Origin of the sequence: Sphingomonas sp. FARSPH (assembly GCF_003355005.1) — a bacterium.
GTDB lineage: Bacteria > Pseudomonadota > Alphaproteobacteria > Sphingomonadales > Sphingomonadaceae > Sphingomonas.
In genome coordinates this window covers 1,082,082-1,104,453 of record NZ_CP029985.1, presented here as the reverse complement: position 1 = coordinate 1,104,453, position 22,372 = coordinate 1,082,082, and the positions used below count along the sequence as shown (strand labels likewise).

The following is a 22,372-nucleotide window of genomic DNA, read 5'->3' as shown; positions in this document are numbered from 1 at the left end:
CCACTCCTGTCGCGAGTCCAAACTGGTATCGCTTGTTACCACTTTCCTGCGCCATTGCCAAAAAGGTGTCAACTGATACCAGTTGCGGGCATGGCTGAACCGCGCCTCGTTCTCGACGAATTCCTGCCGTTTCGACTGTCTGTCACCTCGAACCTCGTCAGCGGGCTGATCGCGCGTGCCTATCAGTCGCTGTTCGGCCTTTCGATCCCCGAATGGCGGCTGATCACCGTCGTCGCCGAAAGCGGCGCGATCACGCAGCAGGCGATCGGCGCACGGACGCGGATGGACAAGGTGACCGTGAGCCGCGCCGCGATCGCGCTGGTCGAGCGCGGCCTTCTGGCGCGACAGGGCAATCCCGAAGACCGGCGCAGCCACCTGCTCGACCTGACCGGTGCGGGACGCGACCTGTATGCCGCGGTCGCGCCCAAGGCGCTCGACCTCGAGGCGCGGATATTCTCGCGTTTCCCGCCCGCCGAGGTCGCCGCGTTCAGTGCGATGCTCCACCGGATCGAGGCGTTTGCGCTGGAGCAGGAGAAAATCGCCTGAGCCGACACAATCGTGCGACAATTGCCCCCTAGGCGCGCTCTTCCGGCGTTGGGTCGGATCGGTTCGGGTACGGAGTGGCGGCATGCGCATGGGGCTGGCGATGACGATGGCGGCGGTGAGCTGGCCGGCGATGGCGGCGGCGCAGCAGGCGCAGACCAGCGCGCCCGCCCAGAAGGCGCCCGCCAAGGCGGCGGCACCGGCCGCGCAGGCGGACGAGAACAGCGACGAGCCCGACATCATCGTGCGCGGCACGCGCAATCTGCCCGGTTCGGTGATCGGCGACATCCCGCCCGAACAGCAGTTGGACCCGGCGGACATCCGCGCTTATGGCGTCAGCTCCGTCTCCGACCTGCTCACCGAATTGTCGCCGCAGACGACGAGCGGCGTCGGCGGGCCACCCGTCGTGCTGCTCGACGGCAAGCGGATCGCGGGCTTCCAGGAAATCCGCGACATCCCGACCGAGGCGATCGCACGCGTCGACATCCTGCCCGAAGAGGTCGCGCTGAAATACGGCTACACCGCCGACCAGAAGGTGGTGAACATCGTGCTGCGCCGCCGTTTCCGCGCGACCAGCGTCGAGCTGTCGGACAAGGCGGCGACAGCAGGCGGCAACAACACGCCGCAGGTCCAGCTGGGCATCCTGTCGATCCGCAACGGCGGGCGGCTCAACATCAACACCAATTACCAGCAAAGTTCCGCACTGACCGAATCGGAGCGCAACATCGCCGCAGCGGCGACCGAGGGCGCGACGACGGGGTTCGACCAGCGGCCCTACCGCACGTTGCTGCCGTTCACGCGCACCGTGTCGACCAACGCGGTCTACGCCCGGCCGATCGGCGGCGTGTCGGCGACGATCAACGGCGAGGTCGCGACCAGCGACAGCATCGGCCAGTACGGCCTGCCGACCGCGACGTTCGCGGTGCCGGCGGGCAATCCGTTCGCGCCCAACGGCGCGACCACCGTCACCAACGTGCTGTCGGGCGGTGACTTTCTGCCGCTGGCGCAGCGCAGCCAGGGCATCACCGCGCATCTGGGCACCTCGCTCAACGGCCGGCTGAGTTCGAAATGGCTGTGGACAGTTACGGGCACCTACGACCGGGCAGACACGCACACCTTCACCGAAACGGGCGTCGACACATCGGCCTATCAGGCGCGGATCAACGCCAACGACCCAACCGCCAATCCCAGTGCGCGGCTAACCCCCGCCGACGTCGCCGCGGGCATCGCCAACCGCGGCCGGTCGCTGTCGAACAGCGGGCAGATCCAGGCGCTGGTCAACGGCCCGATCGTCGACCTGCCCGCCGGCCCCATCTCCACCTCGCTGCGCGTCGGCGCGCAGTCGAGCAGCCTCGACAGCAGCGCGTTCCGCATCGGCCAGAACGGCGTCGGCATCACCAGTGCGGGGCAGGTGTCGCGCGACATCGTCAACGGCCGCGTCAACATCGACGTGCCGATCGCCAGCCGCGTCAAGAACGTGCTGGGCGCGATCGGAAGCCTGTCGCTCAACGCCAATGCCGCGGTCGATCACCTGTCGGACTTCGGCACGCTCTATACCTATGGCTACGGGTTCAACTGGTCGCCGTTGAACGGCGTGCGCGTGATCGGGTCGGTGAGCCAGCAGGACGAGGCGCCGAGCGCGGCGCAGCTCGGCAATCCGCAGATCGTGACCCCCAACGTGCGCGTATTCGATTACATCAAGGGCGCGACCGCGACGGTGACGACGATCAGCGGCGGCAACGCCGCGCTGACCGAGGACAACCGCCGCGTGCTGCGCTTCGGCCTCAACCTCAAGCCGTGGGACGACAAGGACCTGACGCTGATCGCGGGCTATACCGACACGCGCGTCAACAACCCGATCGCGAGCTTCCCCACACCGACCGCCGCGATCGAGGCGGCCTATCCCGTCCGCTTCACGCGCGATGCGGACGGCAATCTGCTGCGCCTCGATACGCGTCCGATCAATTATGCGCGGACCGAGGATTCGTCGCTGCGCTGGGGGATCAACTTCTCGAAGCCGATCAAGTCGCGCATCCAGAAGGAGATCGAGGCGTTCCGCGCGGGCACCGGACCCAATCCGTTCGCCGGCCTGCGCATCCCCGGCTTCCCGGGTGGCGGCGGTGGCCGGCGCGAGGGCGGGAGCGAACGCGCCGATGCGGGCGCGCCGCCACCGCCGAGCGCGGGTGACGCCCCACCGCCACCCCCTGCCGGCGACGCGCCACCGCCGCCCGGCGAAGGCGGCGGTCGCGGTCCCGGTGGCTTCGGCGGCGGGCGCGGCGGCTATGGCGGCGGCTTCGGCGGCGGCGGTCGTGGCGGTGGCCAGGGCGGCGGGCGCATCCAGTTCGCTTTCTACCACACCTGGCACCTCACCGATCGCGTGCTCGTGACGCCGGGCGGCCCTGCGCTCGACCTGCTCAACGGCGATGCGATCGGCCAGACCGGCGGCCAGCCGCGGCACGAGTTCGAGGTGCAGACCGGCTATTCGAACAACGGCATCGGCGTGCGCCTGTCGGGCGATTACCAGACGGGAACGCGCGTCAACGGCGGCACCGCCGCGCAGCCGCAGTCGCTGACCTTCTCCGGCCTCGCGACCGCGAACCTGCGCATCTTCGCCGACCTTCAGCAGCAATTGCCACTGCTGAAGGCGCATCCCTGGGTGCGCGGGCTGCGGCTGACGCTGGGCGTCGACAATATCCTCGACAGCCGCCAGCGCGTGCGCGACGCCAACGGCATCACACCGATCAGCTACCAGCCGGATTATCTCAACCCGCTCGGCCGTACGATCCGGCTGAGCATCCGCAAGCTGTTCAGCCCGCCGCCGCAGTTCCGTCCGCCGTCGCAGGCGTCTTAGGCTACAGCCCGACCCGCGCCGCCAGCCAGCGGGCGGCGGCGTCGGGGCTCTGCTTGTCCGCCTCGCGGTCGACGCGATAGTTCGCTTCGCGCATCGCGGCGACGGGAATCCGCCCGACCAGCGGGCGCAGCGCGGCGAGGAAGCGCGTATCCTTCGCCCGCCCAGGCGCGGCGAGCAGCAGCGCGTCGTAGCTGGGGATGGCGTGGCGCGGATCGGCGAGCACGGTCAGCCCGTCCGCCGCGATCCGCCCGTCGGAGGAAAAGGCGGAGATGACGTCCGCCTCGCCGCTCGCCAGCGCGCGATACATGAAGGTCGGGCTGTACGGCGTCGCGGCAGCGAAGCGGAAACCATAGGCGCGGCGCACCGCCGCCCATTCGGGCCGCGACAGGAATTCGAGGTCGCTGCCGAGCCGGAGCGTCGGTGCCACCCGCGCGAGCGCGTCGAGGTCGGCGATCCCCTTTGCGCGCGCGTCCTGCCCGCGCATCGCAAAGGCATAAGCGTTCTCGAAGCCGAGCGGGCCGATCATCGTCACGCCGTCGACCCGGCGCGTCCACTCGCCGATCGCGCGCACCATCTCGGGCCGCGGCGGTACGTCGCTGCGCTGCATGACGCCGTTCCACAGCGTGCCCGCGTAATCGACATAGACGTCGACATCCCCGCCCGCGAGCGCGCGGTAGACGACCGCGGAACCGAGCCCGTCGCGATAGCGCACGGTGTAGCCCGCGCGGGTCAGCCGGTCACCGATCAGGCGGGCCAGGATGTATTGCTCCGAAAAGTTCTTCGCGCCGATCGTCACGAGGCGGCCGGTGCCGCGGACAAGTAGCGGCGCGGTGGCCGCGCCCAGCCCCGCGAGTAGCAGCGCGAGCGCCCCCGCCCATAGCATCGGCCGGCGCGTCGCCAGCCCGCGCTCGACGAGGCCGATCAGCGCATCGACCGCGAGCGCGAGCACGGCGGCCGCAACGCAGCCCGCAAGCACCAGCGCCCAGTTTTGTGTCTGCAGCCCGGCGAAGATCATGTCGCCCAGGCTGGGGCAGCCGACCGTCGTCGACAGCGTCGCCGCGCCGATCGTCCACACCGCGGCGGTGCGGATGCCCGCGATGACGATCGGGAGCGCCAGCGGCGCCTCGACCAGCCGCAATTTCTGCGTCCGCGTCATGCCGACCGCGTCCGCCGCCTGGAGCACCGCGCGATCGATGCCCGTCAGTCCGGCGACGCCGTTGCGGATTATCGGCAGCAACGCATAGAGGGTCAGCGCGAGCAGAGAAGGCAGAAAGCCGAGCGCGGGCAGGCCGCCGCCGACGAGCGCGGACAGGGACAGCAGCAGTGGGTAGAAGAGCGCGAGCAGCGCGAGGCTGGGGATCGTCTGGACCAGGCTGGCAAAGCCGGTGATCCAGCGGCCGATCGCAGGGCGCCGCGCGGCGAGGATGGCGAGCGGCAGGCTGATCGCGATGCCGAGTGCAAGCGCCGCGCCCGCGAGGCGGACGTGGCTGGCGAGCAGCGGCGGGACCCCGGCGAGCGCGTCGGCGAGGCCGCTCATGCGTCGAGCGCCGCCAGCCGACTCGCCTGGTCGCGCGGCACCGCGACCAGCGCCTGCGCCGCATCGCCGCCCGCGCCATGCAACAGCGCGGCCGGCGTCTCGTCGGCGACGATCCGCCCCGCGTGCATCACCAGCACGCGATCCGCGAGCAACAAAGCCTCCGCCATGTCGTGCGTGACGAGGATCGTCGTCAGGCCGAGCCGGTCGTGCAGCCCGCGTATCTCCTGCCCCAGCGCATCGCGCGTGACGGGGTCGAGCGCGCCGAACGCCTCGTCGAGCAGCAGCAGCTTCGCGCCGGGCGCGAGCGCGCGGGCGATCGCGACGCGCTGGCGCTGGCCACCCGACAGCGCATGGGGCATCCGCGTCGCGACGGCGCGGGGCAAAGCGACGAGATCCAGCAACGCGCCGACGTCCGCCGCCGCCTGGCCGGCGATGCGCGGGCCGATCGCGATATTCTGCGCGACGCTCAGGTGCGGGAACAGGCCGATCCCCTGAAAGACGTAGCCGATCCGGCGGCGCAGCGCGGGAGCGGAACCGCTGGCGACATCGACACCGTCGATCAGCACGCGCCCCGCATCGGGTTCGACCAGCCGGTTGATCGTCTGCAGCAGGGTCGACTTGCCCGATCCCGATGCGCCGACGAGCGCCACAAAGGTGCCGGCGGGAATATCGACGCAGACGTCCTCGACCGCCGACGTATCGCCGAACCGCTTGGAAACGTGATCGAAGCAAAGCGATTCTGCTGGCATCGTAGCCAAGGATGCGGGATGCCTTGGCCAAAGGCAAATCATGGGAGAGGACGGTTGAGCGAGGTGCGCGCGATCTTCATCACCGGCGGCGCGTCGGGCATCGGCCGTGCGGTCGCCCGGCTGTTCGCCAGCCGCGGCTGGCGCGTCGGCATCGCCGACGTCAATGCGGGCCTGCTGACGGAAATCGCGGCGCAGCTGCCCGCCGGTCTGACCGAACATTATGTCATGGACGTCCGCGACCGCGACGCGTGGCGCGCGAGCCTGGACGATTTCACCAAGAAGAGCGGCGGGCGGCTCGACGTGTTGTTCAACAACGCCGGGATCGGCACCGGCGGACCGCTGGCGGACGCCAGTTTCGAGGATATCGACCGCACCGTCGCGATCAATTTCACCGGCGTGCTCAACGGCGCGCGGATCGGCCACGCCTATCTGGCGAAAACGCCGGGGTCGGTGCTGCTCAACACGTCCTCCGCGTCGGGCATCTACGGCTCGTCGGGGCTCGCCACCTATTCGGCGACCAAGTTCGCGGTCCGCGGGCTGACCGAGGCGCTGGACGGCGAATGGCATCGCGAGGGCATCAAGGTCCGCGACCTGTTGCCGAGCTTCATCGAGACGCCTTTGCTCGACGGGGTCGCAGCGGGCACCAACCGCACGATTCGCGAGAGCGTGACGGGGGCGGGCCTGGAACTGACCCCGGTGGACCGCGTCGCGGAGGCCGCCTGGGCAGCGGTACACGGCGATGCGGTGCACACCTATGTCGGCAAGACCGCCGAGAGGCTGCGCTTCGCGGCGCGCTGGATGCCGGGGCAGCTCAGGAAGCGGATGCGCAAGTCGTTGCGCTGATCCGCTCCTGACCGCGATGGATGCGTCATTCGTCGACGATCGCGTCGATCGCCTCGGCCATCTCGATGTCCCGGCCCGACAGGCCGCCTGCGTCGTGCGTGGTGAGCAGGATTTCGACGCGGTTGTAGACGTTGCTCCATTCGGGATGGTGGTTCGCCTTTTCCGCCATGAGCGCGACCTGCGTCATGAAGCCGAACGCCTCGACGAAATCGGCGAAGACCAGGCTGCGCGTGATCGCGTCGCGCGCCTCGTCGTAATCCCATTCGGGCAAGCCATCGAGCGCGTCGGCACGTTCGGCTTCGCTCAGCGCTTCGATCGGGGCGTCGCTCACGGTCTCTTCCTTGCTGCGGTGGAGCGACACGGGGTATGGCGCGGATGATGAACGGGCAAGAGGGTCTGGGTACCGCACCCGATGCGGCGGCTATCGAGGGGATCGCGCGCGACACGATCGCGCGGCTGCCCGCGCAATTCCGCGCGCATCTGGGTGACGTGGTGCTGATCGTCGAGGAGGTCGCCGACGACGAGACGCTCGCCGCGCTCGGCATCGAGCATCCGCTCGACCTGACCGGCCTGTACCACGGCCGCCCGGTCGGCGAGAAATCGTCGCTCGATTCGGGTGCGCTGCCCGATCGCATCCACCTCTACCGCCGCGCGATCCTCGACGAATGGGTGGAGACGGATGTGCGGCTCGACGACCTTGTCCGGCATGTGACGATCCACGAGATCGGCCACCATTTCGGCCTGTCCGACGACGACATGCACGCGCTCGAAGACGCGTTGGCGGATTGACCGCGCTGACGCTGTCGGGGGTGGCGGGCGCGCGCGGCGGACGGGTGCTGTTCGAGGGCGTCGACGTCGCGCTAACGGCGGGCGGCGCCGCGCTGGTGACCGGGCCGAATGGCGTGGGAAAGTCGAGCCTGGTGCGGATCATGGCGGGCCTGCTGCGCGCCTCCGCGGGACGGGTGACGCGTGACGGGGCCGCGGCCTTGCTGACCGAGGCGCATGCGCTCGACCCGGAATTGCCGCTGGTGCGCGCGTTGCGGTTCTGGATCGCCGCGCCGATGCCGGCGATCGACGCGCTGGGGCTGGCGGAGGTCGCGGACGTGCCGGTGCGGATGCTGTCGACCGGGCAGCGGCGGCGCGCCGGCCTTGCCCGCATCCTCGGCAGCGGCGCGCCGATCTGGCTGCTCGACGAACCCGCCAACGGCCTCGACGGGGATGGCGCGGCGCGGCTCGACCGGCTGATCGCGGATCACCGCGCGGCGGGCGGCATCGTCGTCGTCGCGAGCCACGTCGCCGTCGCGCTGCCCGACGCGCAGCCGCTGGTGCTGGGGCGATGATCGCGGGCCGGCTGATCCTGCGCGACCTGCGGCGTGCCTGGGCGAGCGGGGGGCTGTCGTGGCCGATCGCGTTTTTCCTGCTGGTCGCGACACTGTTCCCGTTCGCGGTCGGTCCCGATGCGGCGCTGCTCGGGCGGATCGGCGGCGGCGTGATCTGGGCGGCGGCGCTGCTCGCCGCGCTGCTCCCCGCCGAGCGGCTCGTGGCGCCCGATCTGGAAAGCGGCGTGATCGATCAGCTGGCGGTGCGCGACGTGCCGCTGGCGCTGGTCGCGGCGGCGAAGCTGGTGGCGCACTGGCTGGGCTTCGCGCCGGCGTTGATGCTGGCCGCGGTGGTCGCGGCGGGACTGCTGGACCTGTCCGCAGCGGCGCTGTGGCGGGTCGAGATCGGGTTGCTGCTCGGCACGCCGGGCCTTGCCGCGCTGGGCGTCGCGACGGGCGCGCTGGTCGCGGGGCTGCGCGGTGCCGGCGCGGTGGCGGGGCTGGTGATGCTGCCGCTCGCCGTGCCGCTCTTGATCTTCGGTGTCGGGGACGGCGAGGGGGCGTTCAAGCTGCTCGGTGCGACCAGCCTGCTGCTCGTCGCAGGCGCGCCGTTCGTCGCCGCCGCGGGGATGCGTGCCGGGATGGAATAGTCTACAATTTCAATGATTTAGCGAGACCATCGCGCCCAGATCGCGGTGGGGAGGGCAAGGCCGCGCGCTTCCTCGCGCACACCCAGTTCGCCCGCCTCGACGCTGCCGGGCAGGTCGGCGAAGACCTGGCGGAGCAGCTCGCCGATCGCGAGCGCGCTCATCCGCACCGCATAGACGGTGAGGAACAGGAATCGCGAATCGGCGTCGAGCAGCCGGCGGCAATCGGCGATCAGGCGCGGCAGGTCCTCTTCGAGCCGCCACACCTCGCCCTCCGGCCCGCGGCCGTATTTGGGCGGATCGAGCAGGATGCCGTCATAGCGGCGACCGCGGCGCACCTCGCGCGCGACGAATTTCGCCGCATCGTCGATGATCCAGCGGACGGGCGCGTCGGCAAGGCCCGACAGCGCCGCATTGCCGCGCGCCGCCTCGACCGATTTCTTGGAGGCGTCGACGTGCACCATCTTCGCGCCGATGCTCGCCATCGCCAGCGTGCCGACGCCGGTATAGCCGAACAGGTTCATGCATTCGGGCGCGTCCATGCCGTCGACGCGGTCGCGCATCCAGCGCCACACCGGCGCCATGTCGGGAAAGAAGCCGAGGTGGCGGAACGGCGTCGTCTGCGCGGTGAAGCGTACCTCTTCCCATTTCATCGGCCAGCCACCCTGCGGCACCGGATCGGCGAAGACCCAGCGGCCGCCGCCTTCCTCGTCCGACCCCGGCACGAATTCGCCCTGCGCGCGCCAGTCGTCGGTCGCGGGCGCCCACATCGCCTGCGGTTCGGGGCGGATGAAGCGAAAGCGGCCGTACCGCTCGAGCTTTCGGCCGTGACCCGAATCGATCAGCCCGTAGTCCGACCACGGCTCGCCGATCAGCGTTTCGACCTTCATGCGCGTGGGCTCGCGCGTTCGGCGATATAGGCGGTGACGGCGTCGAACGTGCCGGGCAGACTGGCGAAGCGTTCCTCACGATCGAACAGGTCGCCGAGGCGCGCGGGCAGGCCGGGGCGGCGCCCGGTCGCGCGCTCGACCGCGTCGGGGAATTTCGCGGGATGCGCGGTCGCCAGCGTCACCACGGGCACGTCGAGATCGGTCGCGGCGCGCGCGGCGGCAAGCGCGATCGCCGTGTGCGGGTCGAGCGTCTGCCCGGCATGATCCGCCGCCCAGCGCATCGCCATCGTCATGCCGTCCGCATCGACGCGCGCGGGCACGAACAGCGATTTGGCGAAATCCGCCTGCGCATTGGTCAGCCGCATCGCGCCGTCGCGCTCGAAGCCCGCCATCTGCGCCGCCAGCGCGCCCGCGTCGCGGCCGTTGGCGTCGAACAGCAGCCGTTCGAAGTTGGACGACACCTGGATATCCATCGACGGTGTCGCGGTCGGCACGGGGGTGCCGCGGCTGTAGTCCGCCGCCGACAGCGCGCGGTAGAGGATGTCGTTGACGTTGGTCGCGACGATCAGCTTGGCCACCGGCAGGCCCATGCGCGCCGCGACATAGCCGGCGAAGACGTCGCCGAAATTGCCCGTGGGGACGGAAAAGGCGACTGCCCGATCGGGCGCGCCGAGGCGCACCGCGGCGTAGAAATAATAGACGACCTGCGCCATCAGGCGCGCCCAGTTGATCGAATTGACCGCGGACAGGCGGAAGCGGCCGGAGAAGCCCGCGTCGTTGAACATCGCCTTGACCAGCGCCTGCGCGGTGTCGAAGTCGCCGTCGATCGCGATATTGTGGACGTTCGGCGCGAGCACCGTCGTCATCTGGCGCCGCTGCACGTCCGACACGCGCCCCGATGGATGGAGCATGAAGATGTCGATGCCCGCGCGCCCCGCGACCGCATCGATCGCGGCCGACCCGGTGTCGCCGCTGGTCGCGCCGACGATCGTCACCGGTGTCGCGCTGCCGGTCAGGAAGCGTTCGAACAATTGGCCCAGCAGCTGCAAAGCCACGTCCTTGAACGCCAGCGTCGGGCCGTGGAACAGCTCGAGCAGCCACTGGTCGTGGTCGAGCTGGACGAGCGGCGTCACCGCGGCGTGCGCGAACCGGCCGTAGGCCGCGGTGCACAGCGCGCGCAGCTCGTCCTCGCTCAGGCTGCCCGCGACGAACGGCGCCATCACCGCGACCGCGGTATCGACGTAGGACAGGCCGGCGAGCTCCGCGATCGCGTCCCGGCTCAGCGTCGGCCAGGTTTCGGGCACGTAGAGGCCGCCGTCGCTGGCGAGACCGGCGAGCGTGACATCACGAAAGTCGAGCGCGGGCGCGGCCCCGCGGGTGCTGACATAGCGCATCGCGGCTGGGTAGCGGCGCGGGCGCCGGGGGGCAACGCCGGGATTTCTTGGCGGCAATGCGGCCGCGCCATCGCCGGTCGGTGGCGACGGACGGGCGTCGACCTGCCGATTCGGGGGTGCGGAAGTGGACGAAGTGGACGGTACGTCGTTGTCGAAAACGCACGCCGGCCCGATCCCCGAAGACACGGGAGCGGCGCGGCAGAAGCTGGGCATGGCGTGTCCATAGCATGGCGGGCGGATGTAGGACAGCGCGGGCCGCGCGCGTGCGTGTTCCCTGATGCCTGCCGCCGTGAGGGATCAGGCGGCGGGATGACAACGCCGCCGGCTCGCCCGTTCGAAGGCGCGGATCGTGTCGGCGGTGGCTGGCGGTGTGACGATTACGGTCGGGTATCGATCGCCTTCTACCGCCGTCGGCGGAGCGCCAGCGCGTAGATCACCGCGGCGATGGCGGCGAAGAAGAACCACTGTACCGCGTAGGACAGGTGGTTGTTGGGGACGCTCGCGAGGTCCGGCTTGCCGTTGGCGGCGAGGCCAGGCGGCGGCGTGTCGGCGACGAGCAGCATGTCCTGCGGCCGATGGTCGAACAGCGTCGCGAGGAGCGGGCGCGGGTCGGGGGCGTGGCTGATGAAGCCCTTCACCATGCCGCCGCGCCAGTCGCTATGGAATTTCGGATCGCGCGTGGTACCGAGCTGGACGAGGACGCCGGGCCCTTCCGCGCCGGTGCGGCACGATGCGATGACGCGATAGCCGGCGGCCCCCGCGCCCACGAGCCGCTCGCCGACGGGCTGGAGGCACATCGCGCTGGTGCGGCGGAACAGCAACGTGTCGTCGGGCAGGCGCGGGAAGGCGATGGGGGGCCTGGCGGGGTTCTGCGCCAGCTGCGCCAGATACGCCTCCTTCTTCGGCCAGCGGTCGAGCAATTGCCAGAGGCCGAGGCCGATCATCGCCGCGACGGCGAGCGCGACGATCATCGTCGGGATGAGGGGCATCGTCGGGAGGACGGGCAGGCGCTTCACGGCGGTCATTCCCGGGTTTGGGTGTGGATCCGCCCCTCGCGCGCGGCGTTGCGATATTCGGCGGCGAGCAGCGCGCCCTTGGCGAGGCGCAGGCTCCAGATCACGCCGGCGAGCGTCACCGGAATCCAGATCAGCATGTGCAGCCACAGGGGCGGGTGCAGCTTCAGTTCGACGACGATCGCCATCGCGACGACGATCGTGCCGAGGATGAGGGTGAGGAAGGCGGCGGGGCCGTCGCCGACGTTGAACTGCGTCAGGTCGAGGCCGCAGGCGCGGCAGGCGGGCGCGAAACGGATCCAGCCATCGAAGATCGCGGGTTTGCCGCAGCGCGGGCACAGCCCCTTGACGCCAGCTTCCAGCACGGCGCGCGTCGCGCTCGGCGCCGTAGCGGGCGCCGTAGTGGGCGGGGGTGACGGATCGTCCACCGGATCGTCACCCGCCGCCAGGATCAGCCGCCGTGGACCGGCGCGCCCCAGCCACCCCAGACGTAGATGGTGACGAACAGGAACAGCCAGACGACGTCGACGAAATGCCAGTACCAGGCTGCGGCTTCGAAGCCGAAATGCTGGCGCGGCGTGAAGTCGCCCTTGTAGGCGCGGATCAGGCAGACGATCAGGAAGATCGTGCCGATGATGACGTGAAAGCCGTGGAAGCCCGTCGCCATGAAGAAGGACGCGCCATAGTTCAGCCCCTTGAAGGGGAAGGGCGCGTGGATGTACTCATACGCCTGGATGCTGCTGAAGATCAGGCCGAGCACGATCGTCAGCCACAGCCCCTTGAGGACGCCGTCGCGATTGCCGACGCCGAGCATGCCCCACAGGCCGGTCTTCTCGCCGCCGCGCTGGTTGTGGATCAGCGCGTGGTGCGCCCAGGTGACGGTGGTGCCGCTGGTCAGCAGGATCAGCGTGTTGAGCAGCGGGAATTCGAAGGCATTGATGACCTCCAGCCCCTTGGGCGGCCATTGCGCCGCGATCGCCGCGGCACCTTCGGTCGCGCGCTCGACCTGGCCGTTGACGAAGCTCATCGCGGTCGGGAACAGCGAAAAATCGAAGAACGCCCAGAACCAGCCGACGAAGAACATCACTTCCGACGCGATGAACAGGATCATGCCGTAACGGAAATGCAGCTGGACGACGGGCGTATGGTCGCCGTGATGCGCCTCGCGCACCACGTCCGCCCACCAGCTGTACATGGTGAACAGCACGCCCGCGAGGCCGGCGAAGAAGATCCAGCCGCCGCCGTTCGCCTTGTCCGCCGCCAGATGGCCGCCGTGCATCCACATGATCGCGCCCGACGCCATGACGAGCGCGGACAGCGAGCCGAACAGCGGCCAGATGCTGGGCGGCAGGATGTGATAATCGTGATTCTTGGCGCCGGCCATCTTGCGTGTCCCTGTTATACCCTCTCGAGCGCGACCCTAGCTTGGCGTCTTGCCGGAATCTACCGGGTAAAACGTATAGGAGAGCGTGATCGTTTCGACGTCGGCGGCGTCCGGGTCCTTGAGGATTTTCGGATCGACGAAGAAGATGACGGGCATGCGCGCCGTCTCGCCGGGTTGCAGCGTCTGCTGCGTGAAGCAGAAGCATTGGATTTTCGTGAAATATTTGCCCGCCTGCGCCGGCGTGACGTTGAACGTCGCGGTGCCGGTGATCGGATGGTCGCTGGTGTTCGTCGCAAGGAAGAACGCCATGTCGCGCGCACCGACGTCGACGGTGTCGGACGGGTTCTCCGGGCGAAAGCGCCACGGCATGTGCGGGGCGACGTTGGTGTCGAAATCAATGCGGATCTTGTGGTCGACCGCGCCGGGCGCTGCGAGGCCGCGCTGCGTCGTGCCGTTCAGCCCGGTGACCTGGCAGAAGAGGCGGTAGAGCGGCACGCTGGCCCAGGCGAGCCCGGTCATCAGGCAGATGCCGAGCACCGCGAGCAGCGCGGTGCGCAGCTGGCGGCGGGACGGGTCCGCCCCTCCGGACGCACCCGTTCCGCTCATACCAAGCCCTGGCGGATCTTGGTCAGCGCGATCGCGAAGACGAGGATGACGAACGCGCCGAGCAGCAGCGCCATCACACGCGCCCGCGACTTCTGCCGGTGGCGGATCAGGTCCTGTTCGTCGGGGGTCATGCCATCACCCAGCGATCGACGACCAGCGCGCCGAACACCACGAACAAATAGAGGATCGAATAGCTGAACAAGCGCTTCTCCGGCTTCATCGGGTCGTTCGCGCCGGTATGCCGGGTCGCGACGCGCAGCGCCAGCAGCGCGAAGACCGCGGTCATGACGCTGGCGACGATGCCATAGACCGGGCCGGTCAGCCCGAGCGGCCAGGGCGCGACGGCGGCGAGCGCCATCGGGATGGTGTACAGCCCGATCTGGTGCCGCGTCACGCGCTCGCCCGCGACGACGGGCAGCATCGGCACGCCGGCCTGCTCGTAATCGGTCTTCACGAACAGCGCGAGCGCCCAGAAATGCGGCGGCGTCCACAGGAAGACGAGGCCGAACAGCAGCACCGGTAGCAGCGCGACGTCGCCGGTCGCGGCGGCCCAGCCGATCAGCGGTGGGAAGGCGCCCGCCGCGCCGCCGATGACGATGTTCTGCGGCGTGCGCCGCTTCAGCCAGACGGTGTAGACGAGGACGTAGAACAGGATCGACACGGTCAGGATCGCGGCGGCGGCGAGGTTGACCGCAAAACCCATCAGGATGACCGAAAAGGCGGCGAGCCCGACGCCGAAGTGCAGCGCCGACTGGCGATCCATGCGGCCCGCGGGCAGCGGCCGCTGCTGCGTGCGGCGCATGATCGCGTCGAGGTCCGCCTCATACCATTGGTTGAGCGCGCCCGCCGCGCCCGCGCCGAGCGCGATGCACAAGATCGCGGTGAAGCCCAGTACCGGATGGATCGGCACCGGCGCCGCGAGCATGCCGCACAGGCCGGTAAAGACGACGAGCGTCATCACGCGCGGCTTGGTCAGCGCCAGGAAATCGCGCCAGTCGGCGGGGATCAGGAGAGGCGTCTCGGCCGTCGTCATCGCCGCGCTATACGCGTGCGCGCGGGGCGGGGGAAGGGTGGAGCGCGGCCTTCGCGACGAACGTACTGATCGAGGTCAAGGCGCCCTGACCGCGGCGGAACGTTCCCGAAATCAATGGGTTGGCCGGGCAGATCGGGAGAGGTTTTTTCCAATGGCCACACGTATCGCCGACGCGCCGCAACGCGCGTCGCAGTTTCTGACCGACAGTTTCCAGCGCGGGCTGGCGCACTGGAACCGCGAACGGCTGGAGCCGGGCTTTCCGCATGCGGATTGGCAACGCACGCTCGACCGCGACGTGCGTATGCAGCGGCTGGAGGGCGGATTCCTGGAGGAATTGCGCGACGAGGTGGCGCCCGAAGCGGCGGCGGCGCCGACCGACGTCGACGGCTTCGTCGCCTGGTTCGAGGAACTGAAGGCGAGCGGGCCGGGGCAGCACGATCCGCTCTTCCCGTGGCTCGCAGAGCAGGCGACGCTCGACCAGATCCGCTGGTTCTTCGAACAGGAGGCGGCGGGCGAGGCCGGGTTCGACGATCTCGTCGCGATGACGCAGGTGAAGCTGCCCAAATTGCCCAAGCTCGAACTCGCGCGCAATTACTGGGACGAGATGGGGCGCGGACAGGCGGCGGGCATGCACGGGCCGATGCTCGATGCGCTGGTCGAGACGTTGAAGGTCGACCCCGTCATCGAGAACACCTTGTGGCAGAGCCTGGCGCTCGCCAATGCGATGACCGCGATGGCGACGAGCCGGCGCTATGCGTGGCAGTCGGTCGGCGCGCTCGGCGTGATCGAACTGACCGCACCCGATCGGTCGGCGGCGACGGCGCGGGGCCTCAAGCGGCTGGGCTTCACGACGAAGGAGCGCCGTTATTTCGACCTCCATGCGGTGCTCGACGTCAAGCATTCCGAAGACTGGAACCGCGAGGCGATCCGCCCCGCCGTCGCGCAAGACCCGCGCCGCGCCACCGCGATGGCGGAAGGCGCGCTGATCCGCCTGAAATGCGGCGAACGCTGCTTCGCGGCGTATCGCGCGGTGTTGATGGGGTGAGACTGCCAATCCTCCCCTGCCTTGCAGGGGAGCGGGACCGCTCGCGCAGCGAGTGGTGGAGGGGCAGCCACGCGGGATAGCGCTGCTGGACTGCCCCTCCACCACCAGCCTTCGGCTGGCGGTCCCCCTCCCCGCGAAGCGGGGAGGACTGAGGAGGTCACACGAAGCCCAGATTCCAGCTGCTCGGGTTGTAATTGCCCATGTTGGGCAGCACCGTGGTGAGGTCGCCGTTGGCGATGCCGAACCAGCTGGCGAGCGTCGCGGCATATTGGTCGACCGAGATCGTCGGCAGCAGCCGCCCCTGGCCGACGTCGTCGGCGGTACCGTTGCCGATCGCGGGCGGCGTGCCGTAGAAACGCTGGCCCTTCACCGCGCCGCCCATGACGAAATGGTGGCTGCCCCAGCCGTGGTCGGAGCCGTCGTCGTTGGACTGGAGCGTGCGGCCGAAGTCGGAGGCGGTGAAGCTCGTCACCTTGTCCGCGACGCCGAGCGCGACGGTGGTGTCGTAGAAGGCGCGCATCGCGTCGGCGACCTTGCCGATCAGGCCGGGATGTTGCGCGACGAGATTGTCGTGCAGGTCGAAGCCGCCGATCGATACGAAGAACACCTGCCGCTTCGCGCCCAGTTCGGAACTGACGGAGATCATCCGCGCCACCATCTTGAGCTGGTCGGCAAGGCTGTTGCCCGTCGGAAACAACGAGAAGCCGCTGGCCGGCGCGTTCGCCAGCGCGCCGGCGACCTGCGTGTAGGTGTCGAGCGCGCGCTTGGCGACGCGGGCGTGCTCGCTGGCGAACAAATTGGCGTTGCTGCCCGTCATCAGCGTGCGCAGCGTCGCGGCGGCGGTGGTCGAGCCGTACAGGCTGGTCGCGTTGTTGATGAGCGCGATCGGCCCGCCCGTGCCGACCGAATATTGCACCGCCGACTTGCCGGTCAGATAGACCGCATTGCCGCTGGTGTTAATGCAGGTCAGCGTCGCGGCGCCGTTGCCGCTCTGGAACAGGTCGCCCATCCGGCCGCCCCACCCCGACGTCGCGCCTTCGGGGTTCGACGCCTGGAAATAGCTTTGCTGGTCGTTGTGGCTGAACAATTTGGGCGGCAGCCTGACGCTGTTCGCCTGATATTGCGCCTTCGTGGTCGGCTGCACGAGTGTGCCGACGTTGAGCACGACCGCGAGCTTGCCCTGGTTGAACAGCGGCATCAACGACCCCATCGTCGGCGCCAGCGCATATTGGCGCCCGCCCGCCAGGCTCGCGGCGGGCGACAGCAACGTGTTCGCCAGCGAATCGCGGGTCAGTGCGATGTTGGAACGCGCGGCGAGATACTGGTTGTAGCTCGCCTGGTCATAGGGCGGCAGCGTGTTGGCGTAATCATTGCCGCCGTACAGGAAGACGCAGACCATCGCCTTGTAATCGGTCGCGGTCGCCGCCGCCGCCTCGCCGATCGCGGCGAGACTGGTGACGAAGGGCGTCGCGACCCCGGCGACGCCGAGTGCGGCGGAGCGCTTCAGGAAGGCGCGGCGGCTTTGGCAGTCGTGGTCCATGGCTCAGCGCACCGTGATGAATTCGGGGGAGGCGAGGGTGAGCAGGATCGCGATGTTGACGCGGTTCTGCGCGGCGTTGGCGGCGGTGGTCGCGACGCTGTCGACCGCCGCGCGGATCGCGGTCACGGTGGTCGCGCTCAGTTGCCCGGCGGCGAGCACCAGATTGACCTCGTCGACCAGCGCGGCACTGTCCGACGCTTTGGTCAGGATCGCCGTGTAATCCGCCTTCACGTCGCCGGTGCCGTTCTGGACCAAGCCCTGCATGTAATTGACGTAGGCGACGACGCTCTGTTCGTTGGTGATCTGGAACTCGGGGGCGACGAGACCGGCGCTGGCGATGCCTGTCGCGGGCGGGGCGTAGCCGGGGCGGAAGAAATTGAAGACCGTCTGGCTGCGGCCCATCGATTGCGCCAATCTGGACGACATGTTCGACGTGTCGCCGATCGCCCAGGCGTTCGATGGCGAGGTGACGCCGAAGGCGCGTGCCCAGGCGGTGAGGCGCATCACCGGCTCGCGCAACTTGCCCGCGGTCGTGCTGGTCAGCGCGGTGTCGCTGCGCGCCTCGGTGTCGAGCAGGATCGCCTTCAACACCGCCTTCATGTCGCCGCGCACGCCCGATCCATTGTCGGCGAAGGTCGCGGCGACGCGGCCGACATAAGCGGGGGAGGGGTTGCTGGTGACGAGGCGCTGGATCAGCTGCTTCGACACGAACGGCGGCATGTTGGGGTGAGCGAAGATCGTGTCGAGCGCGACCTTGATCGCGGCCATGCCGCCGCCGCTGGTGGTCGTGCCGAGGAAGGTGGCGGTGCCCGTCTCGTTGATCGCGGCGTTCATCACCAGCGGCACGCGATAGCGATTGGGCGTCGTGCTGTCGCTGCTCGACAGGCTGAGCCCGGTGAAGACGCGCGCGAGGCCGGTGACGTCCGCCTGCGTATAGGTTTCGAGCGGCGCGCCCGATGCGCCCGTCTTGACGCTGCCGTCCATGTTGAGCTGGTAGAGGCCGAGCGTGAACAATTGCATCAGCTCGCGCGCGTAATTCTCGTCGGGCTGCGCGCCCGTCGTCGTATTCGCCTTGCGGTTGCCGAGGAAGGTGAGGAACGATCCCATCGCCGCATTCGCGGTGATCGCGTCCATCAGCGTGCGATAATTGCCGAACGCATTGTCGAGCAGCACGTCGACATAGGCCGCGGTGGCGAATTGTTTCCAGTTGAGGTTCACGCCGCCGATGCCGACGACGAGCATGTCGAGCAGCGCCATGCCGACGCGCTGGCGCAGCTGGTCGGGCTCGGCGATCAGCTGGCGCCACATCGTCGCGTCGAAGCCGGTTTCGCTGTTGATGTTGGCGGCGACGTTATAGCCGTTGGCGTTCAGCCAGTCCCAATGCGACGTCGCGCGCGGCAGCGCGAACTGATCGTCGATCCAGCCGTCGAACCGGCGACTGACGACGGTGTCGATCATGGCGCGCGTCGCGCCCATCGTCGATTGCGCAAGGAAACGGCTCGCCTGCGCGGTGGTGATCGCGGCGGGGGCGACGACGACTGGGGTGGAGGCGGTAGGCGTCGGGCTCGATCCGCCGCTGCCGCCGCCGCATGCGGCGAGGAGCAAAGCGGCGCTGGTCGCCGCGGCGGTCTTCGCCGATAGCGCGGCCGATCCCGCGACGCCGGCTGCATTCGCATCTTCGACGAGCACGCCCGTGCCCGCATCCTGTGCGTCCAACATTGATGTTCGAGTCCCCGCCCCGCACGCCAGCACCCACCCGCCGGCGCATCGAAGATACGCTGGTTCATATCCTTCAAAGTGTTACCGAATAAAGTGAACGCCGCTCGGACTGGCGCAAAAGGGACCGGACTGGTCGTAGGGTGGACGAAAAGCGCCTCCGGCGTGTGAGGCTGGGGCGTTGGAGGGGCGGGTTAACAACAAAGCCCCGGAGGGACGCTCCGGGGCTTCGTCTTGCTTAGTTTGCCCGTCACGGGAGTTAATCCCGTGACGTCGATCGCGGCGGGGCCGCGTCGGCCGGGCCGAGGGCCTGCGAGCGGTTTGCCGCTCGCATCGCGTCGCAAGCCTGCTTGCGACGCTGGCCCTCGCCGTCAATCGATCTTCGGCAGGGTCTCGAACTGGTGGTACGGCGGCGGCGAGGACAAAGTCCACTCCAGCGTCGTCGCGCCTTCGCCCCACGGATTGTCCGGCGCCTTCGGCCCGGCGATCAGCGAGTAGATGACGTTGACGAAGAAGATCGCCATGCCGGCGGCCATGATCTCATAGCCGTGCGTCGCCAGCGCGTTCCACGTCGCATAGGCGTCCGGATAGTCCGGATAGCGGCGCGGCATCCCCTGGAGCCCCAGGAAGTGCATCGGGAAGAACAGCACGTTCACGCCGACGAAGAACACCCAGAAGTGCAGCTGGCCGAGGAACTCGTTGTACATCTTCCCGAACATCTTCGGGAACCAATAATAGAAGCCGGCGAACAGGCCGAACACCGCGCCCAGCGACAGCACGTAGTGGAAGTGCGCCACCACATAGTACGTGTCCTGCATGTAGTCGTCGATGCCGCCATTGGCGAGCACGACGCCGGTGACGCCGCCGACGGTGAACATGAAGATGAAGCCGATCGCCCAGACCATAGGGGTCTTGAAGGTCAGCGACCCGCCCCACATCGTCGCGATCCAGCTGAAGATCTTGATGCCGGTCGGCACCGCGATCACCATGGTGGCGGCGGTGAAGTACATCTTCACGTTCACGCTGAGGCCGGTGACGAACATGTGGTGCGCCCACACGACGAAGCCGACGACGCCGATCGCGACCATGGCATAGGCCATGCCGAGATAGCCGAAGACGGGCTTGCGGCTGAACGTCGCGATGATCTGGCTGACGATACCGAAGCCCGGCAGGATCATGATGTACACTTCGGGGTGGCCGAAGAACCAGAACAGATGCTGGTACAGGATCGGGTCGCCGCCGCCGGCGGGGTCGAAGAAGGTCGTGCCGAAGTTGCGGTCGGTCAGCAGCATCGTGATCGCCGCGGCGAGCACCGGCAGCGCGAGCAGCAGCAGGAAGGCGGTGACGAGCACCGACCAGACGAACAGCGGCATCTTGTGCAGCGTCATGCCCGGCGCGCGCATGTTGAAGATGGTGGTGATGAAGTTGATCGCACCCAGGATCGACGATGCGCCGGCGAGGTGGAGCGACAGGATCGCCATGTCCACCGACGGTCCGGGCTCGCCATAGGTCGACAGCGGGGCGTAGACCGTCCAGCCGGTGCCGGCGCCGCCGAAGAAGGGCGAGGCGAGCAGCAAGGTGAACGCCGGGATGAGCAGCCAGAAGCTGACGTTGTTCATCCGCGGGAACGCCATGTCCGGCGCGCCGATCATGATCGGCACGAACCAGTTGCCGAAGCCGCCGATCATCGCGGGCATCACCATGAAGAACACCATGATGAGGCCGTGCGCGGTGATCAGCACGTTCCACAGGTGCAGCGCATGGTCGAGCCCGCCGTCGCCGCCGGGCAGCCAGTTGGACCAGCCGACCAGATACTGGATGCCGGGCTTGGCGAGTTCGGCGCGCATCAGGCCGGAGATCGCGCCGCCGATGATCCCCGCGACGATCGCGAAGATCAGGTAGAGCGTGCCGATGTCCTTGTGGTTGGTGGACATGAACCAGCGCGCGAAGAAGCCGGGCTTGTGATCGGCATCGTGATGCGCGTGGTCGTCGTGCGCGACGAACGCGGCGCCGTGGGGGGCGTGGAGTGCGGTATCGGTCATCTTACTGTCCCGCGTTGCCGACCGCCCCGTTGGCGGTCGCACCCTGCGAAGTGGTGGGCGATTTGGTGGGAGCGGCGGCGGTCGCATTGTCGACCGGGCCGGTGGCGGCGTCGGCGGCCTTCGCCTCCGCCGCCTTGGCGGCGGAGCCGTCGGCGCCCGGCTGCGGGATCACCTTGTCGGACGGCGCCTTCGCGCCCGGCATCGTGCCGCCCTTCGCCTTCACCCAGGCGGCGAACTCGGCCGGAGGCACCGCCTCGACCGCGATCGGCATGAAGGCGTGGCGCGCGCCGCACAGTTCGGAGCACTGGCCGAAATAGAGGCCGGGCTGCTTGATCGTGAAGCTCGTCTCGTTGAGGCGGCCGGGCACCGCGTCGAGCTTGATCCAGAAGGCGGGGACCGCCCAGCTGTGGATAACGTCCTGCGACGTGGTGATCAGCCGGATCGGCACGCCGACGGGCAGCACGATGCGGTTGTCGACCGCGAGCAGGCGCGGGCCGTCGGCGTCGGTGCGATAGCGCGCGCCGGGGGCGAGCGTCGGATCGCCCTTTTCCTTCAGCAGGTTGGCGGTGACTTCGAACCCGCCGTTGTCCGGATATTGGTAGCTCCAGTACCATTGGTTGCCGATCGCCTTCAGCGTCACCGCGCCCGCGGGCGCCGGCTTGAACTGCGCCTGGAGCAAGCCGATCGACGGGATCGCGATCAGCACCAGGATGACGACGGGGGCGAGCGTCCACAAAACCTCGATGAAGGTGTTGTGGCTGGTCTTCGACGGGATCGGGTTGGCCGCGCGGCGATAGCGGATCACCACCCAGACGAGCAGCAGCAGCACGAAGATCGAGATGATCGAGATGAGCGGCAACAGGATGCTGTCGTGCATCCAGTGCGCGAACTGGCCGTTCGTCGTCACCTGCGGCTGCAGGCCGATGCGGCCGTCGATCGGGTGGCCGACGTCGGCCGCCGCGGTCATCGCCGGCGCGCCGTCCATCGCCAGCACCGGCGAGGCGGGCGCCGCGGGGGCGGCCGCCTTCGCCGTCGTCGGCGCGATGGTCGAAACGTTGCCGGGGCCCGCGGCGGCCTGCGGCGCGGCCGCGCCGGCGGGGATCGCCCCAAGGCCCGCGAGCGCCAGCCCGGCGGCCAGCGCCATCCCCCTGATCCTGTTGCGCATCTGTGTCGTCACCCCGTTCAGTGCCCTCGTCCTGTCGCGGCCTTCGGGCCGGATC

General features: G+C 68.9%; 22 protein-coding genes. 7 read left to right on the top strand and 15 right to left on the bottom strand.

Annotated features, from left to right (window positions below):
• The first annotated feature begins 90 nt into the window (after positions 1 to 90).
• Together DM480_RS05355 and DM480_RS05350 are read left to right on the top strand one after the other, a co-directional pair.
• Positions 91 to 546, top strand: coding sequence for a MarR family winged helix-turn-helix transcriptional regulator (locus tag DM480_RS05355; protein ID WP_115377920.1), 456 nt, complete (start codon positions 91 to 93; stop codon positions 544 to 546).
• An 82-nt stretch (positions 547 to 628) separates the two neighbouring features.
• On the top strand, positions 629 to 3,394 hold the full coding sequence (locus DM480_RS05350; protein WP_115377919.1) for a TonB-dependent receptor: 2,766 nt from the start codon (positions 629 to 631) through the stop codon (positions 3,392 to 3,394).
• A 1-nt stretch (position 3,395) separates the two neighbouring features.
• Here DM480_RS05350 and DM480_RS05345 read toward each other — a convergent pair whose 3' ends face one another.
• Complete coding sequence (locus tag DM480_RS05345) at positions 3,396 to 4,931, bottom strand: ABC transporter permease/substrate-binding protein (protein WP_115377918.1); 1,536 nt, start codon at positions 4,929 to 4,931, stop codon at positions 3,396 to 3,398.
• Positions 4,928 to 5,680, bottom strand: coding sequence for an ATP-binding cassette domain-containing protein (locus tag DM480_RS05340; RefSeq protein WP_115377917.1), 753 nt, complete (start codon positions 5,678 to 5,680; stop codon positions 4,928 to 4,930). Before DM480_RS05340 ends, DM480_RS05345 begins: the two co-directional genes overlap by 4 nt.
• A gap of 54 nt (positions 5,681 to 5,734) precedes the next feature.
• Between DM480_RS05340 and DM480_RS05335 the strand changes: the two genes are divergently transcribed.
• Entirely contained in the window at positions 5,735 to 6,523 is a 789-nt protein-coding gene (locus DM480_RS05335; protein ID WP_115377916.1) for an SDR family oxidoreductase, read from the top strand.
• A 25-nt stretch (positions 6,524 to 6,548) separates the two neighbouring features.
• Here DM480_RS05335 and DM480_RS05330 read toward each other — a convergent pair whose 3' ends face one another.
• Positions 6,549 to 6,854, bottom strand: a complete 306-nt coding sequence (locus DM480_RS05330; protein ID WP_232834131.1) for a 4a-hydroxytetrahydrobiopterin dehydratase — start codon at positions 6,852 to 6,854, stop codon at positions 6,549 to 6,551.
• 35 nt (positions 6,855 to 6,889) lie between these two features.
• Here DM480_RS05330 and DM480_RS05325 point away from each other — a divergent pair, with 35 nt between their 5' ends.
• The 3 genes from DM480_RS05325 to DM480_RS05315 are packed head-to-tail and all read left to right on the top strand — an operon-like array spanning position 6,890 to position 8,492.
• Complete coding sequence (locus DM480_RS05325) at positions 6,890 to 7,312, top strand: metallopeptidase family protein (RefSeq protein ID WP_198665902.1); 423 nt, start codon at positions 6,890 to 6,892, stop codon at positions 7,310 to 7,312.
• Positions 7,309 to 7,863, top strand: coding sequence for a heme ABC exporter ATP-binding protein CcmA (gene ccmA / locus DM480_RS05320; RefSeq protein WP_115377915.1), 555 nt, complete (start codon positions 7,309 to 7,311; stop codon positions 7,861 to 7,863). The genes DM480_RS05325 and ccmA overlap by 4 nt, the downstream gene beginning before the upstream one ends.
• Positions 7,860 to 8,492, top strand: coding sequence for a heme exporter protein CcmB (locus tag DM480_RS05315; protein WP_115377914.1), 633 nt, complete (start codon positions 7,860 to 7,862; stop codon positions 8,490 to 8,492). The genes ccmA and DM480_RS05315 overlap by 4 nt, the downstream gene beginning before the upstream one ends.
• A gap of 17 nt (positions 8,493 to 8,509) precedes the next feature.
• Here the strand turns inward: DM480_RS05315 and DM480_RS05310 are convergent, their stop codons facing one another.
• The 8 genes from DM480_RS05310 to DM480_RS05280 all read right to left on the bottom strand — a co-directional run bounded on the left by DM480_RS05310 (position 8,510) and on the right by DM480_RS05280 (position 14,809).
• A complete protein-coding gene (locus tag DM480_RS05310; RefSeq protein WP_115377913.1) occupies positions 8,510 to 9,379 on the bottom strand; it encodes a class I SAM-dependent methyltransferase in 870 nt (289 codons plus the stop codon).
• Positions 9,376 to 10,773, bottom strand: coding sequence for a threonine synthase (gene thrC / locus DM480_RS05305; protein WP_115377912.1), 1,398 nt, complete (start codon positions 10,771 to 10,773; stop codon positions 9,376 to 9,378). Before thrC ends, DM480_RS05310 begins: the two co-directional genes overlap by 4 nt.
• A gap of 401 nt (positions 10,774 to 11,174) precedes the next feature.
• Positions 11,175 to 11,762 (bottom strand): SURF1 family protein, encoded by a 588-nt coding sequence (locus tag DM480_RS05300; protein WP_232834182.1) that lies wholly within the window; start codon positions 11,760 to 11,762, stop codon positions 11,175 to 11,177.
• A gap of 32 nt (positions 11,763 to 11,794) precedes the next feature.
• On the bottom strand, positions 11,795 to 12,151 hold the full coding sequence (locus DM480_RS05295; protein ID WP_232834130.1) for a DUF983 domain-containing protein: 357 nt from the start codon (positions 12,149 to 12,151) through the stop codon (positions 11,795 to 11,797).
• Between the two features lie 86 nt (positions 12,152 to 12,237).
• Positions 12,238 to 13,170 (bottom strand): cytochrome c oxidase subunit 3, encoded by a 933-nt coding sequence (locus DM480_RS05290; RefSeq protein WP_115377909.1) that lies wholly within the window; start codon positions 13,168 to 13,170, stop codon positions 12,238 to 12,240.
• A gap of 36 nt (positions 13,171 to 13,206) precedes the next feature.
• Positions 13,207 to 13,776 (bottom strand): cytochrome c oxidase assembly protein, encoded by a 570-nt coding sequence (locus DM480_RS05285; RefSeq protein ID WP_115377908.1) that lies wholly within the window; start codon positions 13,774 to 13,776, stop codon positions 13,207 to 13,209.
• The gene (locus tag DM480_RS18705; RefSeq protein ID WP_269801934.1) at positions 13,773 to 13,907 is read right to left on the bottom strand and encodes a hypothetical protein; all 135 of its coding nucleotides are present in this window, start codon (positions 13,905 to 13,907) and stop codon (positions 13,773 to 13,775) included. The genes DM480_RS05285 and DM480_RS18705 overlap by 4 nt, the downstream gene beginning before the upstream one ends.
• On the bottom strand, positions 13,904 to 14,809 hold the full coding sequence (locus tag DM480_RS05280; protein WP_115377907.1) for a heme o synthase: 906 nt from the start codon (positions 14,807 to 14,809) through the stop codon (positions 13,904 to 13,906). Before DM480_RS05280 ends, DM480_RS18705 begins: the two co-directional genes overlap by 4 nt.
• Before the next feature lie 151 nt (positions 14,810 to 14,960).
• Here DM480_RS05280 and DM480_RS05275 point away from each other — a divergent pair, with 151 nt between their 5' ends.
• Complete coding sequence (locus DM480_RS05275) at positions 14,961 to 15,854, top strand: iron-containing redox enzyme family protein (RefSeq protein WP_115377906.1); 894 nt, start codon at positions 14,961 to 14,963, stop codon at positions 15,852 to 15,854.
• A gap of 157 nt (positions 15,855 to 16,011) precedes the next feature.
• Here the strand turns inward: DM480_RS05275 and DM480_RS05270 are convergent, their stop codons facing one another.
• The 4 genes from DM480_RS05270 to coxB all read right to left on the bottom strand — a co-directional run bounded on the left by DM480_RS05270 (position 16,012) and on the right by coxB (position 22,296).
• On the bottom strand, positions 16,012 to 17,394 hold the full coding sequence (locus DM480_RS05270) for a DUF1501 domain-containing protein (RefSeq protein ID WP_115377905.1): 1,383 nt from the start codon (positions 17,392 to 17,394) through the stop codon (positions 16,012 to 16,014).
• 3 nt (positions 17,395 to 17,397) lie between these two features.
• Positions 17,398 to 19,113: a DUF1800 domain-containing protein gene (locus DM480_RS05265; RefSeq protein ID WP_115377904.1), complete on the bottom strand. Its 1,716-nt coding sequence runs from the start codon at positions 19,111 to 19,113 to the stop codon at positions 17,398 to 17,400.
• 368 nt (positions 19,114 to 19,481) lie between these two features.
• Positions 19,482 to 21,152 (bottom strand): cytochrome c oxidase subunit I, encoded by a 1,671-nt coding sequence (gene ctaD, locus DM480_RS05260; protein ID WP_115377903.1) that lies wholly within the window; start codon positions 21,150 to 21,152, stop codon positions 19,482 to 19,484.
• Position 21,153: 1 nt separating this feature from the next.
• On the bottom strand, positions 21,154 to 22,296 hold the full coding sequence (gene coxB, locus DM480_RS05255; RefSeq protein WP_405053299.1) for a cytochrome c oxidase subunit II: 1,143 nt from the start codon (positions 22,294 to 22,296) through the stop codon (positions 21,154 to 21,156).
• Between the last annotated feature and the right edge of the window lie 76 nt (positions 22,297 to 22,372).